The organism is Chitinivorax sp. B (assembly GCF_005503445.1).
GTDB lineage: Bacteria > Pseudomonadota > Gammaproteobacteria > Burkholderiales > SCOH01 > Chitinivorax.
This window is the reverse complement of the sequence record NZ_SCOH01000063.1, coordinates 1-15,763: the sequence shown is the minus strand read 5'-3', so window position 1 is coordinate 15,763 and position 15,763 is coordinate 1. Positions and strand designations below refer to the sequence as shown.

At 49.5% G+C, this 15,763-nt stretch carries 17 protein-coding genes and 1 tRNA gene; 9 read left to right on the top strand and 9 right to left on the bottom strand.

Annotated elements, in window-relative coordinates:
- Positions 1-129 precede the first annotated feature (129 nt).
- The 9 genes from FFS57_RS22985 to FFS57_RS26130 all read right to left on the bottom strand — a co-directional run bounded on the left by FFS57_RS22985 (position 130) and on the right by FFS57_RS26130 (position 8,564).
- Entirely contained in the window at positions 130-1,383 is a 1,254-nt protein-coding gene (locus FFS57_RS22985; protein WP_137940180.1) for a 6-phosphofructokinase, read from the bottom strand.
- A gap of 220 nt (positions 1,384-1,603) precedes the next feature.
- The gene (locus FFS57_RS22980; RefSeq protein WP_137940179.1) at positions 1,604-2,326 is read right to left on the bottom strand and encodes an HAD family hydrolase; all 723 of its coding nucleotides are present in this window, start codon (positions 2,324-2,326) and stop codon (positions 1,604-1,606) included.
- Positions 2,327-2,426: 100 nt separating this feature from the next.
- Positions 2,427-3,083 (bottom strand): adenylate kinase, encoded by a 657-nt coding sequence (gene adk / locus FFS57_RS22975; protein ID WP_137940178.1) that lies wholly within the window; start codon positions 3,081-3,083, stop codon positions 2,427-2,429.
- Positions 3,084-3,245: 162 nt separating this feature from the next.
- Positions 3,246-4,013: a 3-deoxy-manno-octulosonate cytidylyltransferase gene (gene kdsB / locus FFS57_RS22970; RefSeq protein ID WP_137940177.1), complete on the bottom strand. Its 768-nt coding sequence runs from the start codon at positions 4,011-4,013 to the stop codon at positions 3,246-3,248.
- Between the two features lie 13 nt (positions 4,014-4,026).
- The gene (locus tag FFS57_RS22965; protein WP_137940176.1) at positions 4,027-4,206 is read right to left on the bottom strand and encodes a Trm112 family protein; all 180 of its coding nucleotides are present in this window, start codon (positions 4,204-4,206) and stop codon (positions 4,027-4,029) included.
- Positions 4,196-5,197 (bottom strand): tetraacyldisaccharide 4'-kinase, encoded by a 1,002-nt coding sequence (lpxK, locus tag FFS57_RS22960; protein ID WP_137940175.1) that lies wholly within the window; start codon positions 5,195-5,197, stop codon positions 4,196-4,198. Before lpxK ends, FFS57_RS22965 begins: the two co-directional genes overlap by 11 nt.
- A 95-nt stretch (positions 5,198-5,292) precedes the next feature.
- Positions 5,293-7,260 carry a dynamin family protein gene (locus FFS57_RS22955; RefSeq protein ID WP_137940174.1) on the bottom strand — a complete coding sequence of 656 codons (1,968 nt, stop codon included), beginning with the start codon at positions 7,258-7,260 and terminating at the stop codon, positions 5,293-5,295.
- Between the two features lie 142 nt (positions 7,261-7,402).
- A complete protein-coding gene (mutM, locus tag FFS57_RS22950; protein WP_137940173.1) occupies positions 7,403-8,218 on the bottom strand; it encodes a bifunctional DNA-formamidopyrimidine glycosylase/DNA-(apurinic or apyrimidinic site) lyase in 816 nt (271 codons plus the stop codon).
- Positions 8,219-8,441: 223 nt separating this feature from the next.
- Positions 8,442-8,564 carry a hypothetical protein gene (locus FFS57_RS26130; RefSeq protein WP_283204925.1) on the bottom strand — a complete coding sequence of 41 codons (123 nt, stop codon included), beginning with the start codon at positions 8,562-8,564 and terminating at the stop codon, positions 8,442-8,444.
- A 49-nt stretch (positions 8,565-8,613) separates the two neighbouring features.
- Here FFS57_RS26130 and FFS57_RS22945 point away from each other — a divergent pair, with 49 nt between their 5' ends.
- The 9 genes from FFS57_RS22945 to FFS57_RS22905 all read left to right on the top strand — a co-directional run.
- Positions 8,614-10,389 (top strand): tetratricopeptide repeat protein, encoded by a 1,776-nt coding sequence (locus FFS57_RS22945; RefSeq protein WP_137940172.1) that lies wholly within the window; start codon positions 8,614-8,616, stop codon positions 10,387-10,389.
- The gene (gene lolB / locus FFS57_RS22940) at positions 10,386-10,979 is read left to right on the top strand and encodes a lipoprotein insertase outer membrane protein LolB (protein ID WP_137940171.1); all 594 of its coding nucleotides are present in this window, start codon (positions 10,386-10,388) and stop codon (positions 10,977-10,979) included. The genes FFS57_RS22945 and lolB overlap by 4 nt, the downstream gene beginning before the upstream one ends.
- Positions 10,951-11,802 (top strand): 4-(cytidine 5'-diphospho)-2-C-methyl-D-erythritol kinase, encoded by an 852-nt coding sequence (ispE, locus tag FFS57_RS22935; protein ID WP_137940170.1) that lies wholly within the window; start codon positions 10,951-10,953, stop codon positions 11,800-11,802. The genes lolB and ispE overlap by 29 nt, the downstream gene beginning before the upstream one ends.
- A gap of 13 nt (positions 11,803-11,815) precedes the next feature.
- Positions 11,816-11,892: transfer RNA gene (locus tag FFS57_RS22930), tRNA-Gln, on the top strand.
- An 80-nt stretch (positions 11,893-11,972) separates the two neighbouring features.
- Positions 11,973-12,905: a ribose-phosphate pyrophosphokinase gene (locus FFS57_RS22925; RefSeq protein WP_249384135.1), complete on the top strand. Its 933-nt coding sequence runs from the start codon at positions 11,973-11,975 to the stop codon at positions 12,903-12,905.
- 80 nt (positions 12,906-12,985) lie between these two features.
- Positions 12,986-13,579 (top strand): 50S ribosomal protein L25/general stress protein Ctc, encoded by a 594-nt coding sequence (locus FFS57_RS22920; protein WP_137940168.1) that lies wholly within the window; start codon positions 12,986-12,988, stop codon positions 13,577-13,579.
- Positions 13,580-13,705: 126 nt separating this feature from the next.
- Positions 13,706-14,320 (top strand): aminoacyl-tRNA hydrolase, encoded by a 615-nt coding sequence (gene pth, locus FFS57_RS22915; protein WP_137940167.1) that lies wholly within the window; start codon positions 13,706-13,708, stop codon positions 14,318-14,320.
- Complete coding sequence (ychF, locus tag FFS57_RS22910) at positions 14,317-15,408, top strand: redox-regulated ATPase YchF (protein WP_137940166.1); 1,092 nt, start codon at positions 14,317-14,319, stop codon at positions 15,406-15,408. The genes pth and ychF overlap by 4 nt, the downstream gene beginning before the upstream one ends.
- Positions 15,409-15,567: 159 nt before the next feature.
- Positions 15,568-15,763: coproporphyrinogen III oxidase (locus FFS57_RS22905; protein ID WP_137940165.1), on the top strand; the 196-nt coding region annotated here is incomplete at its 3' end.

The following is a 15,763-nucleotide window of genomic DNA, read 5'->3' as shown; positions in this document are numbered from 1 at the left end:
GCCGCTAACAAAACCCTTCTGGTGTTGTTGTGCAAACTCGTCGTACGCTCGTACTGCCTTTGTTTGCACGCCTAACCAGAACCACTTCGCTGGGTTTTGTTAGCGGTTCTAAGTACGTCACACGTTAAGTTAAAGCGTAAACTCCGGTAAGCGCTTTGTTACACGTTCATGCGGCGGGCGGAAATACTGTGGTAAGCCACGAGCGAAGGTTGGTATGTCTTCGCCTTCAATCAAGGGCTGTAGATAGCGTCGGCCCGCATCACTCAGGTGTAAGCCATCGTCGGCAATGAATTCTCGTGGTACGAAGCGGTCGCCGGTTATCACATCCTGCAGAGGTACACCAATAATGTCCCATTGGTAGGGGATATCGCTTAAACGACGTATGGCAGGCATCAGACCGTGGCGTCCATCCAGCGCCATGGCAACGGCTGCCTCGCCTACGGCATAAGCTTGGGCGACGTCAGTGGCAGAGGCGATGTGGCGGGCTGCTCGTTGCAAATAATCGGCCACTGCCCAATGGCATTTGTAACCTAACTGGCTGCTCACCAAGTTGGCCAGCATTGGGGCGACACCTCCCAACTGACGGTCGCCGGCGGCATCTTTGGCGCCGGTGGCATGAATCGTGTTGCCTGCTGTATCGCGCAAACCTTCCGCAACTGCTATCGAGCAATAACCTACTCGCTCTACTGTAGCTGTTACGGTTTGCAAGAACTGCCTTTCATCGAATGGAATTTCCGGAAACAGCAGAATGTGTGGGCCATCATTGGTGTGGTCTGCCGCCAGACCGCAGGCGCCAACCAGCCAACCTGCGTAACGGCCCATAGTTTCGAGAATGAACACCTTGCTGGAGGTATGTGACATGCAAGCCAAGTCTATGCTGGCCTCTCGCATTGAAATGGCTACATATTTGGCAGCAGAGCCGAAGCCCGGCGAGCAGTCTGTGTACAGCAAGTCGTTATCAATGGTTTTGGGCACATGCACTGCTACGACAGGGTAACCCAATTGGTGTGAGGCATTGGCAATTGATAAACAGGCATGTGCAGAGCCACCCCCCCCGTTGTAGAAGAAATAGCCGATATCGTGAGCTGCAAATACATCCATCAGACGTTGATATTCTCGAGGGTCATCGTCAATATCCCGCAATACATGGCGACAGGCGCCAAATGCAGCAGCAGGTGTACCCTTCAACTGGTCTAGCGTAATCTCGTCAAACATATCTGTATCAATCAGGTCTTCATGTAATGCACCCAATACACCAAAGTGGGCAGCAAATACCTTATCAATCTGACTAGATTGCCGACAGGCCCGAATCATGCCGGCGGCAGAAGCATTGATGACGGCACTGGGGCCACCAGCTTGGGCATAGAGGGCGTTGCGTGGCATGGTCTTTACTTGTTTGATTTAAACTGTTCCACCAAGATTGGCAGTCAGTCAGGCCAGTCTGGAAACGTTTTCCAAGGTTGCTCAGCACCTTGGGCCAAGGCAATGTTCGGAAGTGATAACAAAGCTACTGTAGGCTACGCTGGCATCTCAAGGTACCTTTTCCAGGAAAAGGGCGAATAGATATTGTGCGGCGGTCATTTTGGGCTGGCAAGATATGAAATCAGTTGTTCTGATTGTGACCAAGTATCACTGCTACCGTCTTGTCAGTGGGTGTCAAATGATGAATTTCACTGCAAGGTGTGTTGCTGGCACGAGGTAGATGTCGGCGATTGAGCCAGACGGAACGAATCCCGGCATTAGCTGCGCCTTGGATATCGTTTTCCCAACTGTCTCCAACCATGACTGCTTGATCAGGGTCGCAACGGTGACGGGCTAATGCAAAGTGGAAAATATCAGGTTCTGGCTTACCGACCCCGACGACATCGACCGTGATCAACTGATCAATGAAATCTGCAATCCCCAAATGTGCAAGCTTATCAACCTGTTCGTTCAATGTATTGTTGGTGATAATACCAATTTGTATGCCTTGCTGTCGCAACGCTATGAGCAATGCTTGGGCTCCTGGTATCAGTTGGCGATTATCCAGAAAGACCGAACGCTGCCGGTTGGCTAACTGTAGAGGCGAGTGAGGTAGGTCCAGATCGAATCTGGCCAGTAATTGCTGGAAACGCAGTACGCGCACTTGGTCCAGACTCATCTCGCCCGACACTATGTGTCGATGCAGTGTATCCATCAGTTCCCAGTGTACATTTTCGAACACTTCAAACGGGATATGGGTCTTGGCAACAAACTCGGCATGTACTGTCTTCAATGCCATGTGAGCAGCGTATTGGTGGTCGAACAAGGTATCGTCAAGATCAAACAGTACAACAGTGGTGGACATCAGGAGCGTTCCATTCAATGCAGGCTTGGTGTTGATGTGCTTGGTAGCCGTTGAAAAAAACGCCCTGAAGAACAGGGCGTTTTGATGAGGCGACTGAGGATCAGGTACCCAATGCCTTGAACACAGTATCGCGGATGGATTCCACGGCACCTACACCTGCTACTTTGACATAGCGCGGTGCATCGGCAACACCACTCGCTGCGATTTGCGAGTAGTAGCCAACCAGTACTTCGGTCTGTTCATGATAGACAGCAAGACGTTTCTTTACCGTTTCTTCCTGATCATCGTCACGTTGTACCAGCGGTTCACCAGTTTCGTCATCCTGACCTTCAATTTTAGGAGGGTTAAACTTGACGTGATAGGTCCGACCGGACGGCAAGTGGACGCGGCGGCCACTCATGCGTTCAACGATGGCGCTATCTGGCACATCGATTTCCACCACATAATCCAGCGCCACACCAGCTTCACGCATGGCATCAGCCTGAGGAATGGTGCGTGGAAAGCCATCAAACAGGAAGCCATTGGCACAGTCGGGCTGAGCAATGCGTTCTTTGACCAGGCCAATAATGATATCGTCACGAACCAGGCCACCTGCATCCATGATCTTCTTGGCTTCGATGCCCAATGGGGTACCTGCCTTGACCGCTGCACGCAGCATATCGCCAGTAGAGATTTGCGGGATGCCGAATTTTTCGCAGATAAACTTGGCCTGCGTGCCTTTGCCTGCTCCCGGAGCGCCCAAAAGAATGAGTTTCATGTGCTTCCCTTATTTTATGCAGGACGGTGGACCGTCCTCTCTCTTTAGAAACCTGCCGGATTCCGCATGTCACCATTGCCATCCGGGGCAGATTCCAAACCTGTAACTATGCAAGCCATTCCGATTTCATACCGTGTTGCAGACATGTTCGAAATCAGCCGATCAATTACTCGCAACCACCGCGCGGACACGCTCAAGGTCTTCCGGGGTGTCGACTCCCGGTGCAGGCGGGTGATCGGAGACATGAACACTGATCTTGTGACCATGCCACATCACACGCAATTGTTCCAATGCCTCGAACTGCTCAATGGCGCATGGCGACAAAGAGCGATAAGTGCGTAGGAAATGTGCGCGATACGCATAGATGCCAATGTGACGGAAAACTGGTAGGTCTGCCGGCAGTGTTTCGCGGTTTCGGGCGAAGGCATCCCGTGCGTACGGGATTGGGGCGCGGCTGAAATACAGCGCATCGCCCTGGTGATCCAGTACAACCTTGACCACGTTCGGGTTGAACATCTGCGCAGCATCTGTATCCACCGGGTGGCAAGCTGTTGCCATCGGTGCATGTGGGTGAGCCGACAGTTGTTCGGCAACAGCGTTGATCAGCGAGGGATCAATCAATGGCTCGTCGCCCTGCACATTGACGACGATGGTATCGTCGTCCAATGCCAGCAAATCGACAACTTCTGCCAATCTGTCTGTACCTGAAGCATGATAGGCAGCAGTCATTAGAACTGACCAACCAGCCTGTCGACATACATCGGATACGCCTTCATGGTCAGTGGCAATATGAATGGCTGCAGCCGCTGAACGTGCCGCTTGTTCTGCCACACGCACAATCATTGGTTTACCATGTATATCCGCTAGTGGTTTACCTGGCAAACGAGATGAGGCAAATCGGGCAGGAATGACGATAACGAACGTAGTCATGCCAATGCCGCTATCAAACTTCTTCTTCGGCCAACAGTTGGCGCGCTTCTTCTTCCAACATCACTGGGATGCCGTCTTTAATTGGGAAAGCGAGGCGATCGGCCTTACAAATCAGTTCCTGCTCGCTCTTCTTAAAAACGAGTGGGCCTTTGCAAATTGGGCAAACCAGGATTTCAAGCAACTTAGCGTCCATTCAATTTCCTCAGTTGTTCCACAACAAATTCAGCCAAGTCTGGCTCCAAGGTTGCGGACACGGGTAGTGTCCAGATTCTAACATCTTTTGCGCCGCAACATTTAACCGCATCTTTTTCAGTCATGACGATGATATCAGCGTCTGGGAAGGCTAATTCATCCATTGAAAATGGATGATGGTCTGGAAATGCGTGACAGCTTGGTGTCAATCCAAGTGCCTGCAAATAATCAAAAAAACGTTGCGGGTTCCCGATGCCTGCTACGGCGACTACTTTCTTGTCCGCGAAATGATTTGCCTCAACTTGTTGGTTGGGTTCAATCAAATGAGTAAATCGATGACCGACTAGGTGCATGCGAAACAGTGGGCGATGGGTTGGCAAGTTCACTGTCGGGGAGCCATTCAGGATGATCGCAGTGACTTCTTTAAGCCGCCTGGGGGTTTCCCGCAATGGGCCGGCTGGTAACAACAGTCCGTTGCCAAAACCGCGGGTTGCATCAACCACACACAATTCGATATCGCGGCGAAGACGATAATGCTGTAGGCCGTCATCGCACAGAATCACATTACATGCTGGAAATTGTTGTAATAAGTGTTGCGCTGCGGCGGCGCGATCTGGTGCGACCACCAGAGGACAATCACTATGACGAGCCATCAATACTGGCTCATCTCCCACTGCTTTAGGGTCAGAGGTTGCATTGACAGCAGTTGGCGTGCTGGTGGTTCCGCCATAACCTCGGCTAACGATACCTGGTTTGAAGCCCAGGGCCTGTAGCTGATTGGCCAAGTAGATCGTCAGGGGAGTTTTACCCGCCCCACCTACACTGATATTCCCGACAATGATCACCGGTACCGGTAAGGCAACTGATTTCAGTGCACCAATTCGATACAGGCCACGACGAATGCTGGAGACACTGCCAAACAGCAAGGTCAGCGGGAATAATGGGATCGCCAGGACAGACGATCGATACCAAAGCGTATCCAGTAGTGACATGATGTATCACACAATTAAATCGTCATGATGGTAACAGAGCTACAAACAACAACGCCACGGGCGGCCGTGGCGTTGTAATGGTAAAGTGAGGAGATTCAGGCGGCATTAGCTGAGAATCGCTCATTCAAGCTATCGTCATTCAAGGCTTGGTACGCTGCCTTCATGAATTGATCCAATTGGCCCAACTGTTCGTTCACTTTGGCTTCCATTTGTTCCAACTCCGCAATCCGATCTTCCAGTGTATCCGTTGCACGATGGATACGTTTGACACTTTCCAGGCGACGGCGTAGTTGCAATTGATGTTCGCGAACCTGCGTTTCCATTGGTGACATGATGGTTTTCAGCCAGTTTTCCACATCACGGTTAGCAACTTCAAATACATAAACAACACGACTGGCAATGGTCTCGAAGAACTTGCGGGTCAGCGTGTTCTTGCCTGTGGAAATGATATTACCCAATGTATTGAAATGCTCTTTATAGCTACGCTCCAAACGGGCAATTTCTTTATGGTACTTTAAAGTAGAAAATGGGGTGGGCGAAACTTGGCTCAGGCCATGCTCCTCACTGAACTTTTTGTACATTCCAGACATCATCGACTGGATTTCTGCTATCTGTTCTGCAGAACGGGCGATTGAACCGTTGGTTTCCTTGAAGAAACGATTCATCGCATCAGTCAAACCTGCAGAGAACATACTGCTTTCCATCTCTTCGCGAATCTTATTGATCTCGGCGCGCAGGTTATCCATGCCCAGAAAGCCGAACAGGATGTTGGTCTGTTGCGAAAACACAGAACGCAGCGCTTGGAAACGTTGTAGGCCGCGCTCGAAATGCTCTTTCTCTTGCTTGACCTTGTCCATCATATGTTCGATGACATCCTGATTCTTGCCCCGCAGGCCTTTCAATTCCTGCAATTGCTCGACAATACCTGACTTGCGGGAGTTCAGAATCTGGCGAACACCTGAAACGATATCTTCGACTTCATTCTGCGTACTGTCTCGAACGATATCCTGCTTGGAAGGGATCAATTCATCAGAAAGGGCACGTTCCAACTTGCCGATCTGACTTTTTTCCAGCAACGGACGATCTTCATTGATCTTGGCTACCAAGGCTTTTTGTGCGGAGACAGGGAAGACTTGTGATGTCTTCAGGCCTAGCAATTCAGCGCTGGTTCTGATTTGCTTGTCAATTTCCGCGTCAATTTCACCATCAGTCTTGAGCGGATCCCACAAACCATCAATTTTGTTCAGAACAACCACGCGACCGCGACTACGGGCGCTTTGGTTGCCAATATGATTGCGCCAAACGTCGATATCCGACTTGGTCACTCCTGTGTCAGCAGCCAGAATGAACAGGATTGCATGCGCATTAGGCAGCAAATTCAATGTCAATTCGGGTTCGGTGCCGATCGCATTCAGGCCTGGGGTATCCAGAATCACCAGTCCCTGTTTCAAAAGCGGGTGCGGGAAATTGATGATAGCGTGACGCCAGCAAGGAATCTCTATTTCACCATCGCGACCAACCGCCAGTTGATCATCTGGGTTCTCAGCATGATACAACCCAAACCGAGTTGCCTCTTCAACCGATACCTTGCGGGTTTCGCCTACCTGTAAAAAAGCCGCTTGCATTGCTTCCGCTGAATCTACATCCAACGGGATAACAGTCCACTCTTCAGGATAGCGCTTGTATTCAGATGTCGTGGTGTCGGTTGCACGGGTTTCGATAGGCAGCAGCTGGATCGAAGACGGACGTGTCGGATCGTACATTAACTCGGTCGGACACATGGTGGTGCGACCTGCGGATGAAGGCAGAATGCGCTGGCCATAATTTGAGAAGAAGATCGCGTTGATCAGCTCTGATTTGCCACGTGAGAATTCGGCAACAAAGGCCACATTCAATTTGTCTTCACGCAGGCGGTCGATCAGGTGTTGTATGCGCATATCGATCTGCGCATCGCCAAGATCCTGCTCACCCAGCCACTTCTGGAAAGTGCCGATACTCTGCGAAACGCCAGTGCGCCAGCCGCTATAGGCTTCAAAATCGGCGATCAGATTGTCTGTTGGCATGGGGCTCAACCTCCGTCCAGCAATATTGTCGGATTAAAAATAAACTGCACTCTAACATAATCATAAACCACATTAGGTGCCATTCTTCGGCAAGGAGCAGCCACCTGTCTCGGATGCAGGGATATTGCACTTTCCACACATGTTAATGCTGACATCCCGGGCAAAAGAAAGTGGAACGCTGGCCTTGACGTATCTGTCTGATTTCGTTGCCGCATATCTTGCAGCCTTGCCCGGCACGGTCGTACACATTTGTTTGCAGTTGAAAATATCCACTGCCCCCATCGCTGTTGACGAAATCACGTAGTGTGCTTCCACCTGCCATGAGTGCTGCCTCTAATGTCGTCTTGATCGCGTCAACCACCTTCTGACATTGACTCAGGCTGACTTTGTTGGCGATGGTGGCAGGATGAATACCAGCCCGAAACAAAGATTCGCTGGCGTAAATATTACCAACCCCGACCACAATGTGGTTGTCCATGATGGCAGGTTTAATGGCAATTTGTCGTTTTCGAAGGGCCTGATGCAGGTATTGGGCATTGAATCCTGTCAGTAAGGGCTCAGGCCCAAGCGCTGTTAATAACGGATGTTGGGTAAGGTCGCCTGGCTGCCAAAGTACGGCACCAAATCGGCGCGGATCATGTAGTCGTAAAGCATAGTCATTAATGAAAATGATATCGACATGATCATGCTTCTTGGGTGGAGTCTCTGCCGCAACGATTCGTAAACTGCCTGACATGCCGAGATGAATCAATATGCCACCATGGCCAACGTTAATGAGAAGGTATTTGGCGCGGCGGTTAACGTTCAATACCGTACTACCTATCAGGTTATGAGGTAATTCCTCTGAAATTGGCCACCTAAGCGCATGATTACGGATGACAACATTCTGAATTTTTTGGCCACTAATACACGGCTCAATCCCGCGTCGTGTTGTTTCCACTTCAGGTAGTTCAGGCATAGCTCGCAAGTCTTTTAAAAAGGACGATAATACGAATGAAGCGTGTGGTACAAAACTGCTGCGACCAGCCTACTGCGGGCTAGCCAACGGTAGATTGAAGAGATGTCTGAACTCAGGCCATCTGGCTAGGATTGGGCGAGGGCTTAGTGGGTGTCATATCTGGTACGGGGTTGGCGTGGTGATGGGCATACTGTATTGGATTGTTACTCGGAAGTTAAGTACATTAGGGGCGTAATGCATTGCCAACAACATCCAGACCTTTGATCCGGTTATCCGACAAACCTGGGTTATAGGTGTGGGCTGGTGGTAAAGTGTTTCGCCGATATGGTTTCGAACTACCATTCATGTTGGCTGTCCATGTCGTGATATGCACCTTTTAGTTTGTGAGTATTGTGATGAATGTCAAATTGATTCACTGTGCGACCCTGCTAGCCTTGCTGACAGGCTGTGCACAATTGCAGCAACCTGTAACGGATAAAACAAATCCACAAACTACAAAGTCAGCGGCCCAACCTGAAAAGGAAGCGGATGAGGATGACGAGGTACCGGTCGTGATGCCAGCACCATCCGCGAATCTGCCAAAGCAGGCGCTCACAAATGACATCTTGTTCAATTATCTTGTTGGCGAGGTTGCGTTACAGCGCGGCCGTGGTGATGTGGCTGCGAGCGCTTTTGCAGAGCTAACCAAGCGTACCAAAGACCCACGCGTTGCCCGAAGAGGCACTGAAGTTGCGATGCAAGGCGGCCGTATGACCCAGGCTTTGGAAAATGCCAGAACGTGGATCGAGTTGGAGCCCGAATCAACCAACGCGCGAAGCGTCTTGGTTGGCCTGCTGCTTGGGCACAGCAAGTATGATGATGCTTTGCCAATGGTGAAGGCCATTTTGGCTAAGCAAACTGTTGGTTTGCCGCGTGTCTGGTTGGAGCTTCACGATTTACTGATCAAGCAACAGAACAAAGCCGGGGCACTGCAATTTGCAAAAACACTTGCAACAGATTATCCGTTTACTGCTGAGGCCCGTTTTACAGTGGGTTCACTAGCCCTTCGTGCCAATGAGGCGCAACTGGCAGAGTCCGAAATTAAGCAGGCACTGGCGTTGCGGCCCGAATGGGAACATGCCGCACTCTATTATGCGCAGTTGTTACATAAGACCTCAGTTGATGCTGCAAAGGATTTTCTGGCGGATTATTTGCACAAGCAGCCCAATGCACTGGAGGCTCGTCGTACTTATGCACGCATACTGGCAGCAAAGAAAGATTGGACTACCGCCCGTGATGAGTTCAATCGTATTGTGGAACGTGAGCCGAAGAACGTGGATATGCTATTTGCAGTTGCCAGTATCTCGTTGGAGCTGAAAGAGCCCGGAGTGGCACTGGATACGCTTAAAAAGATTGAAGAGATCGGTGTACGCGAACCTGCTTCCTTGTACTTGATGATGGGTCAGGTATATGAAGATCTGGGACGTGCTGAAGAAGCCCGTCAAGCATATGCCTTGGTGCCCATGGGTGACCGTTATGCAACTGCCCAAGCTCGCTATTCTAAACTGTTGGTGGCAGATGGGAGGTTGGAGGAGGCGATCAAGCACTTGAGTGACCGTCCCCATAAATCAGTCGATCAACAAGTCAGCTGGATTCAGATGCAGGTACAGTTGATGCGTGAAGCCAGAATGTTCGAGCGCGCTTACGGTCTGCTAACAGATTCATTAAGAAAGTATCCGACCAATGTGGATTTGCTGTATGACCGTGCAATGATTGCGGAAAAGTTAGATCGGGTCGAGCAAGCAGAAAAAGATTTGCGTGCGGTTCTCAAGGTTAAGCCGGAAAGTGCAATGGTTTTGAATGCACTGGGTTTTACGCTGGCCGATCGTACCAAGCGTTATGAAGAGGCTTTGAAGTTGATTGAATCAGCACTGAAACTGGAGCCGGAGGATCCCTTCATCCTTGATAGTATGGGGTGGGTGAAATTTCGCATGGGCAAGTTGGAGGAAGGCCTGACTTACCTCAACAAAGCTTATTCAGTTCGGCCAGATCCGGAAATTGCCGCTCATATTGGTGAGGTGCAGTGGGCCATGGGGCGTCGACAGGATGCAAAGAACACCTGGAATGACGCGCTTAAGCAAAATCCGGATCATGATGCACTTTTGCAAGTTATCAAGAAGTTTGGCCTGTGAAGCGGTTACTACTCATTTGTATCACTACTTTGTTGGCTGCCTGTTCAAGCGTACCGACAATTACAGGTATACAATCGACTGTTCCTGTATCTGTAGAAACGTCTGCCTTTGAGCTGCAAGGACGGTTGGGAGTCAAGCATGAGAAGGGTGGTCAACATGGAAATGTCAGCTGGCGTCATTTGCCCGCGAGTGATGATGTTGAAATGCGATCACCCTTGGGTTCCATTGTTGCCAAGCTTCAGGTAAATGCTCAAGGAGCCAGTATTGATTTTGGTGATGGGCATATTCAGCATGCCAGCACCATTGAATCCTTGAGCAAGGAACTATTAGGCTGGGAGTTACCTTTAACGGGCTTGCGTTATTGGGTGCTGGCACAGCCGATACCGGATGCCCCGTCGCAAAGTCAAAAAGATTCACAAGGTCGGATTATCCAACTCAATCAAAATGGTTGGGTTATCGTTTACACAAACTATCCTGATAATAATTCCTTGCCAGGCAAGATCATTATGCGGCGCAAGCTGTTGGAAATCCGCTTGGTGGTGGATACCTGGTCGATATCGAATGCTGAACTCTCCTCAACACGGTTTTGATCTTTCTTTGCCAGCCCCGGCAAAACTAAATTTATTTTTGCATGTAGTGGGTCGCCGTCCTGATGGGTATCACTTACTGCAAACGGCGTTTCGCTTTATTGATTTTGCCGATACCCTGCATTTTCGTCTTCGGCAGGACGGCTTGATCACACGGCTCACCGAAGTTCCGGGTGTGCCAACCGATCATGATTTGATCATCAGAGCTGCACACCTTTTACAGCAACAAACCGGCTGCAAACTGGGTGTAGACATTGCAATTGATAAGATCCTGCCTATGGGAGGAGGCCTGGGGGGAGGGAGTTCAGACGCAGCGACAACTTTGATTGCACTGAATCGATTGTGGGAATTGCATTTGTCACGCTCCCAACTTCAGGCAATTGGTTTGCAATTGGGGGCTGATGTTCCTGTATTCATTTTTGGTCAAAATGCATTTGCTGAAGGTGTTGGCGAACAATTTCAGAAAATTCAATTACCTGATGCATGGTATGTGGTATTGATTCCCCCTGTACAGGTTCCAACTGCAAAGATTTTTTCATCGGATCGCTTGACAAGGGACACGCCGATTATTAAAGTGGCGGCCTTTCCTGACGCACCAACCCGGAATGACTTGCAGAAGGTTGTGTGTGAGCAGTATCAAGAAGTCGATACTGCAATAAAATTGCTGAACCAGTACGGAGAGGCAAAAATGTCAGGAAGCGGTGCTTGTGCATTTGTTGAATTAAAAACTAGACAAGCTGCCGAAGATGTGGTTAAATCGCTGCCTCTTGAAATGAAGGGCGTCGTGGCAAGGGGGTTGAATAATCACCCGCTTTATTCGATGTAAAGTAAGCTCCAATAGGGGAGTCGCCAAGTTGGTTAAGGCATCGGATTTTGATTCCGACATTCGAAGGTTCGAATCCTTCTTCCCCTGCCAGATAAAATGAAAAAGCGTGTAACCCGTTACACGCTTTTTTTGTTATGTGCCGAGGTGATGACGTGGCTTATGACGGATTAATGGTTTTTACCGGCAATGCCAACCCAAAACTGGCGGGTGATGTAGTCCGCCATCTCGATATTTCGTTGGGCCGCATCTCCGTTGGCCGTTTCAGTGATGGTGAAGTGACAGTCGAGTTGCTGGAAAATGTCCGTGGGCGTGACGTTTTCGTATTGCAATCCACTTGTCAGCCTACAAACGACAATTTGATGGAAATCATGCTGATCGCTGATGCACTTAAGCGTGCGTCTGCAGGTCGCATTACAGCAGCCATTCCCTACTTTGGCTATGCTCGTCAGGATCGCCGACCTCGTTCTGCCCGCGTGCCGATTTCTGCGAAGGTCGTTGCCAATATGTTGAGTAGCGCTGGGGTTGATCGTGTATTGACAGTTGATCTCCACGCTGACCAGATCCAAGGCTTCTTCGATATCCCGGTTGATAACATCTACGCCACGCCAGTATTGTTGGCTGATGTTCGCTCAAAGAACTATGAGAACATGCTGGTTGTGTCGCCCGATGTAGGAGGGGTATTGCGCGCTCGTGCAATGGCCAAGCAATTGAATACTGATTTGGCAATCATTGATAAGCGTCGCCCCAAAGCCAACGTAGCTGAGGTGATGCATATAATCGGTGATGTGGCTGGCCGAACCTGTCTGATTATGGACGACATGGTTGATACTGCAAATACTTTGTGCAAGGCCGCAGCAGCCCTGAAGCAACATGGTGCAGAGCGTGTTCTGGCTTATGCTACTCACCCGGTGTTGTCTGGTGCTGCTGTTGAGCGGATTAAGAATTCCGAGTTGGACGAACTGGTAGTAACCGATACGATTCCGTTTACTGATGAGGCGGCAGCATGTGACCGTATTCGTGCTGTCAGTATTGCTCCGTTACTAGCGGAAACCGTCCGCAGGATCAGTAACGAAGAATCAGTCAGCTCATTATTTGTTGATTGAGTTTTTTCCCACGGCACTTCGGCGCCGTTTATCTCAATGGATTATCTGGTCGCGGATGATCCAAAATTTGGAGTATAACTATGAACTTTGAAGTCATTGCCCAAGCACGTGTTGAGCAGGGTTCGGGTGCGAGCCGCCGCCTGCGCAACGCAGGTCGCGTGCCCGCTATCGTTTACGGTGGTGGTGCAGAGCCGACTGTTATCAGTCTGGACCACAATGCAATTTTCCATCAGCTGCGCGTTGAGGCATTCCATGCGTCTGTATTGAACCTGAATGTTGATGGTAAAATTGAAAAAGTACTGTTGCGTGACGTTCAACATCACAGCTTCAAGCAACTGGTGTTGCATGTTGATTTCCAACGTGTTAACCCAAATGAAAAATTGCATATCAAAGTGCCTCTGCACTTTGCCAATGCTGAACTTGCACCTGGTGTGAAGTTGGCTGGTGGAATCATTAACCACGTTTTGAATGAGGTTGACGTAAGCTGCCTGCCTGCTGACCTGCCTGAGTTCATTGAAGTAGATCTGAGCAGCCTGCAAGCAGGTGGCTCAGTACACTTATCGGATGTTAAGTTACCGAATGGTGTAGAAATCATTGCGTTGGCACGTGGGGAGAACCACACTGTTGCTAACTGCTCTGGCAAGCTGGGTGGCGAAGAAGCAGCTGCTGAATAAGCACTGATTCAAAGCTGAAGCGGCTCGTAACCAAACTCTTAAGTTTGGAACGAGCCGTTTTGCTATTAAGGCCATTTCCGTGAATATGCCGCTAATATTGACGAAAGTAGCCTGGAAGTAAATTAGATGACGAACGGAATCAAACTGATTGTCGGGCTTGGTAATCCTGGGGCCGAATACCACGATACGCGGCATAATGCTGGTTTTTGGTGGGTGGACTGCATTGCACACGATGAGCAAGTGCAATTGCGTCATGAAGCCAAATTCCATGGTTTGGTTGCCAGGGTCGGATTGGCTGAGCAAGAAACATGGCTATTACAACCGCAAACCTATATGAACCGTAGCGGTATTGCTGTTGTCTGTTTGGCCAGGTTCTACAAAGTTACGCCTGAGCAAATTCTAGTGGTGCACGACGAGCTCGATTTGCCGCCAGGATCCGCCAAGCTCAAGCAAGGTGGTGGCCACGGGGGACATAATGGCCTGAAAGATATCATTGCACACTTGGGTACACCTCATTTCTGGCGATTACGGTTGGGTATCGGCCATCCTGGTGATCGTAATGAGGTAGCCAACTTTGTACTGAAGCCACCCAGGGTCGAAGAGCAGCGTGTGATCAATGACGCCATCAGCTTGTCACTAAAAGTATTACCATTGCTTAAACGGGGTGATTTCCCCAAGGCAATGCATCAATTGCACACGCCAAGCAAACCGAAAAACGTTTCAATGGAAAATCCATCATGAGTCTCAAATGTGGCATTGTTGGCTTGCCCAACGTCGGTAAATCCACCCTGTTTAATGCATTGACCAAAGCAGGAATTGAAGCTGCCAATTATCCTTTCTGCACGATTGAACCGAATGTTGGTATCGTGGAGGTACCTGATGTGCGTTTGGCTGAGTTATCTAAAATCGTCAAACCGCAAAAAATTCAACCTGCAATAGTTGAGTTCGTTGACATAGCAGGTTTGGTGGCAGGTGCATCCAAAGGTGAGGGTTTGGGTAATCAGTTTCTGGCCAACATCCGCGAAACGGACGCCATCGTCAATGTGGTTCGTTGTTTTGAAGATGAGAACATTGTGCACGTTGCTGGTCGTGTTGATCCCATTGCCGATATTGAGACAATTGGTACTGAATTGGCGCTTGCTGACATGGCATCGGTAGAAAAGGCCCAGGCGCGCGAAGGGAAAAAAGCCAAATCTGGCGATAAAGAAGCACAAAAGCTGACAGCTGTATTGGATAAATTATTGCCGCACTTGAATGAAGGTAAACCAGCGCGTAGTGCCGGTCTAAGCGATGATGAAAAAGCGCTAATCAAGCCTTTGTGTCTGTTAACGGCCAAGCCAGCCATGTATGTTGCTAACGTGGCGGAGGATGGTTTCACCAATAATGCTCATTTGGATCGACTGACGGAATTGGCGAGTAAAGAAGGTGCGCCGGTAGTGGCCTTATGTGCAGCGATTGAGTCGGAAATTGCTGATCTGGATGACGCTGACAAGGTGGAGTTTTTGGAAAGCATGGGCTTGGAAGAGCCAGGTTTGAATCGACTGATTCGTGCTGGTTATAAATTGTTGGGGTTACAGACTTATTTTACTGCAGGTGTCAAAGAGGTTCGAGCTTGGACAATTCACGTTGGTGATACTGCACCTCAAGCTGCTGGTGTCATTCATACCGATTTTGAACGCGGTTTCATTCGTGCTCAGACCATTGCTTTTGATGATTTCATCAAATTCAATGGGGAGCAAGGTGCCAAGGAAGCTGGCAAGATGCGCTCAGAAGGCAAGGAGTATGTAGTTCATGATGGTGACGTAATGAATTTCTTATTCAACGTCTAGTTTGTCTGTTGACATTGATTCAAAAGCCTCACTCTTGTGGGGCTTTTGTTTTTTGGGCTGCCGATGTCCGGTGGGAAGTGTTTACATCTATATGTACCCGCTTTGTTTGAAGAATCATGAGAAAATTGCGCTAATACTGGACCAGATTGGGTTGTACACATGATCGACATTTCACAGGTTAAAGACTATTTCACTCAGCTGCAGGGACAGATTGTTGAAACATTGTCCAGATTGGATGAAATGGCCTGGATAACGGATAGTTGGCAACGTGCCGAAGGCGGTGGCGGGATATCGCGGTTGGTTGAGGGGGGGGAGGTATTTGAACGGGGGGGAGTCAATTTTTCTCATGTAAAGG

Excerpts from the sequence above, each read along its gene's own strand:
- FFS57_RS22985 (WP_137940180.1), bottom strand. The coding sequence starts at position 1,383 with ATGCCACGCAACGCCCTCTATGCCCAAGCTGGTGGCCCCAGTGCCGTC.
- FFS57_RS22980 (WP_137940179.1), bottom strand. The coding sequence starts at position 2,326 with ATGTCCACCACTGTTGTACTGTTTGATCTTGACGATACCTTGTTCGAC.
- adk (WP_137940178.1), bottom strand. The coding sequence starts at position 3,083 with ATGAAACTCATTCTTTTGGGCGCTCCGGGAGCAGGCAAAGGCACGCAG.
- kdsB (WP_137940177.1), bottom strand. The coding sequence starts at position 4,013 with ATGACTACGTTCGTTATCGTCATTCCTGCCCGATTTGCCTCATCTCGT.
- FFS57_RS22965 (WP_137940176.1), bottom strand. The coding sequence starts at position 4,206 with ATGGACGCTAAGTTGCTTGAAATCCTGGTTTGCCCAATTTGCAAAGGC.
- lpxK (WP_137940175.1), bottom strand. The coding sequence starts at position 5,197 with ATGTCACTACTGGATACGCTTTGGTATCGATCGTCTGTCCTGGCGATC.
- FFS57_RS22955 (WP_137940174.1), bottom strand. The coding sequence starts at position 7,260 with ATGCCAACAGACAATCTGATCGCCGATTTTGAAGCCTATAGCGGCTGG.
- mutM (WP_137940173.1), bottom strand. The coding sequence starts at position 8,218 with ATGCCTGAACTACCTGAAGTGGAAACAACACGACGCGGGATTGAGCCG.
- FFS57_RS26130 (WP_283204925.1), bottom strand. The coding sequence starts at position 8,564 with ATGAATGGTAGTTCGAAACCATATCGGCGAAACACTTTACCACCAGCC.
- FFS57_RS22945 (WP_137940172.1), top strand. The coding sequence starts at position 8,614 with ATGAATGTCAAATTGATTCACTGTGCGACCCTGCTAGCCTTGCTGACA.
- ispE (WP_137940170.1), top strand. The coding sequence starts at position 10,951 with ATGCTGAACTCTCCTCAACACGGTTTTGATCTTTCTTTGCCAGCCCCG.
- FFS57_RS22925 (WP_249384135.1), top strand. The coding sequence starts at position 11,973 with ATGGTTTTTACCGGCAATGCCAACCCAAAACTGGCGGGTGATGTAGTC.
- FFS57_RS22920 (WP_137940168.1), top strand. The coding sequence starts at position 12,986 with ATGAACTTTGAAGTCATTGCCCAAGCACGTGTTGAGCAGGGTTCGGGT.
- pth (WP_137940167.1), top strand. The coding sequence starts at position 13,706 with ATGACGAACGGAATCAAACTGATTGTCGGGCTTGGTAATCCTGGGGCC.
- ychF (WP_137940166.1), top strand. The coding sequence starts at position 14,317 with ATGAGTCTCAAATGTGGCATTGTTGGCTTGCCCAACGTCGGTAAATCC.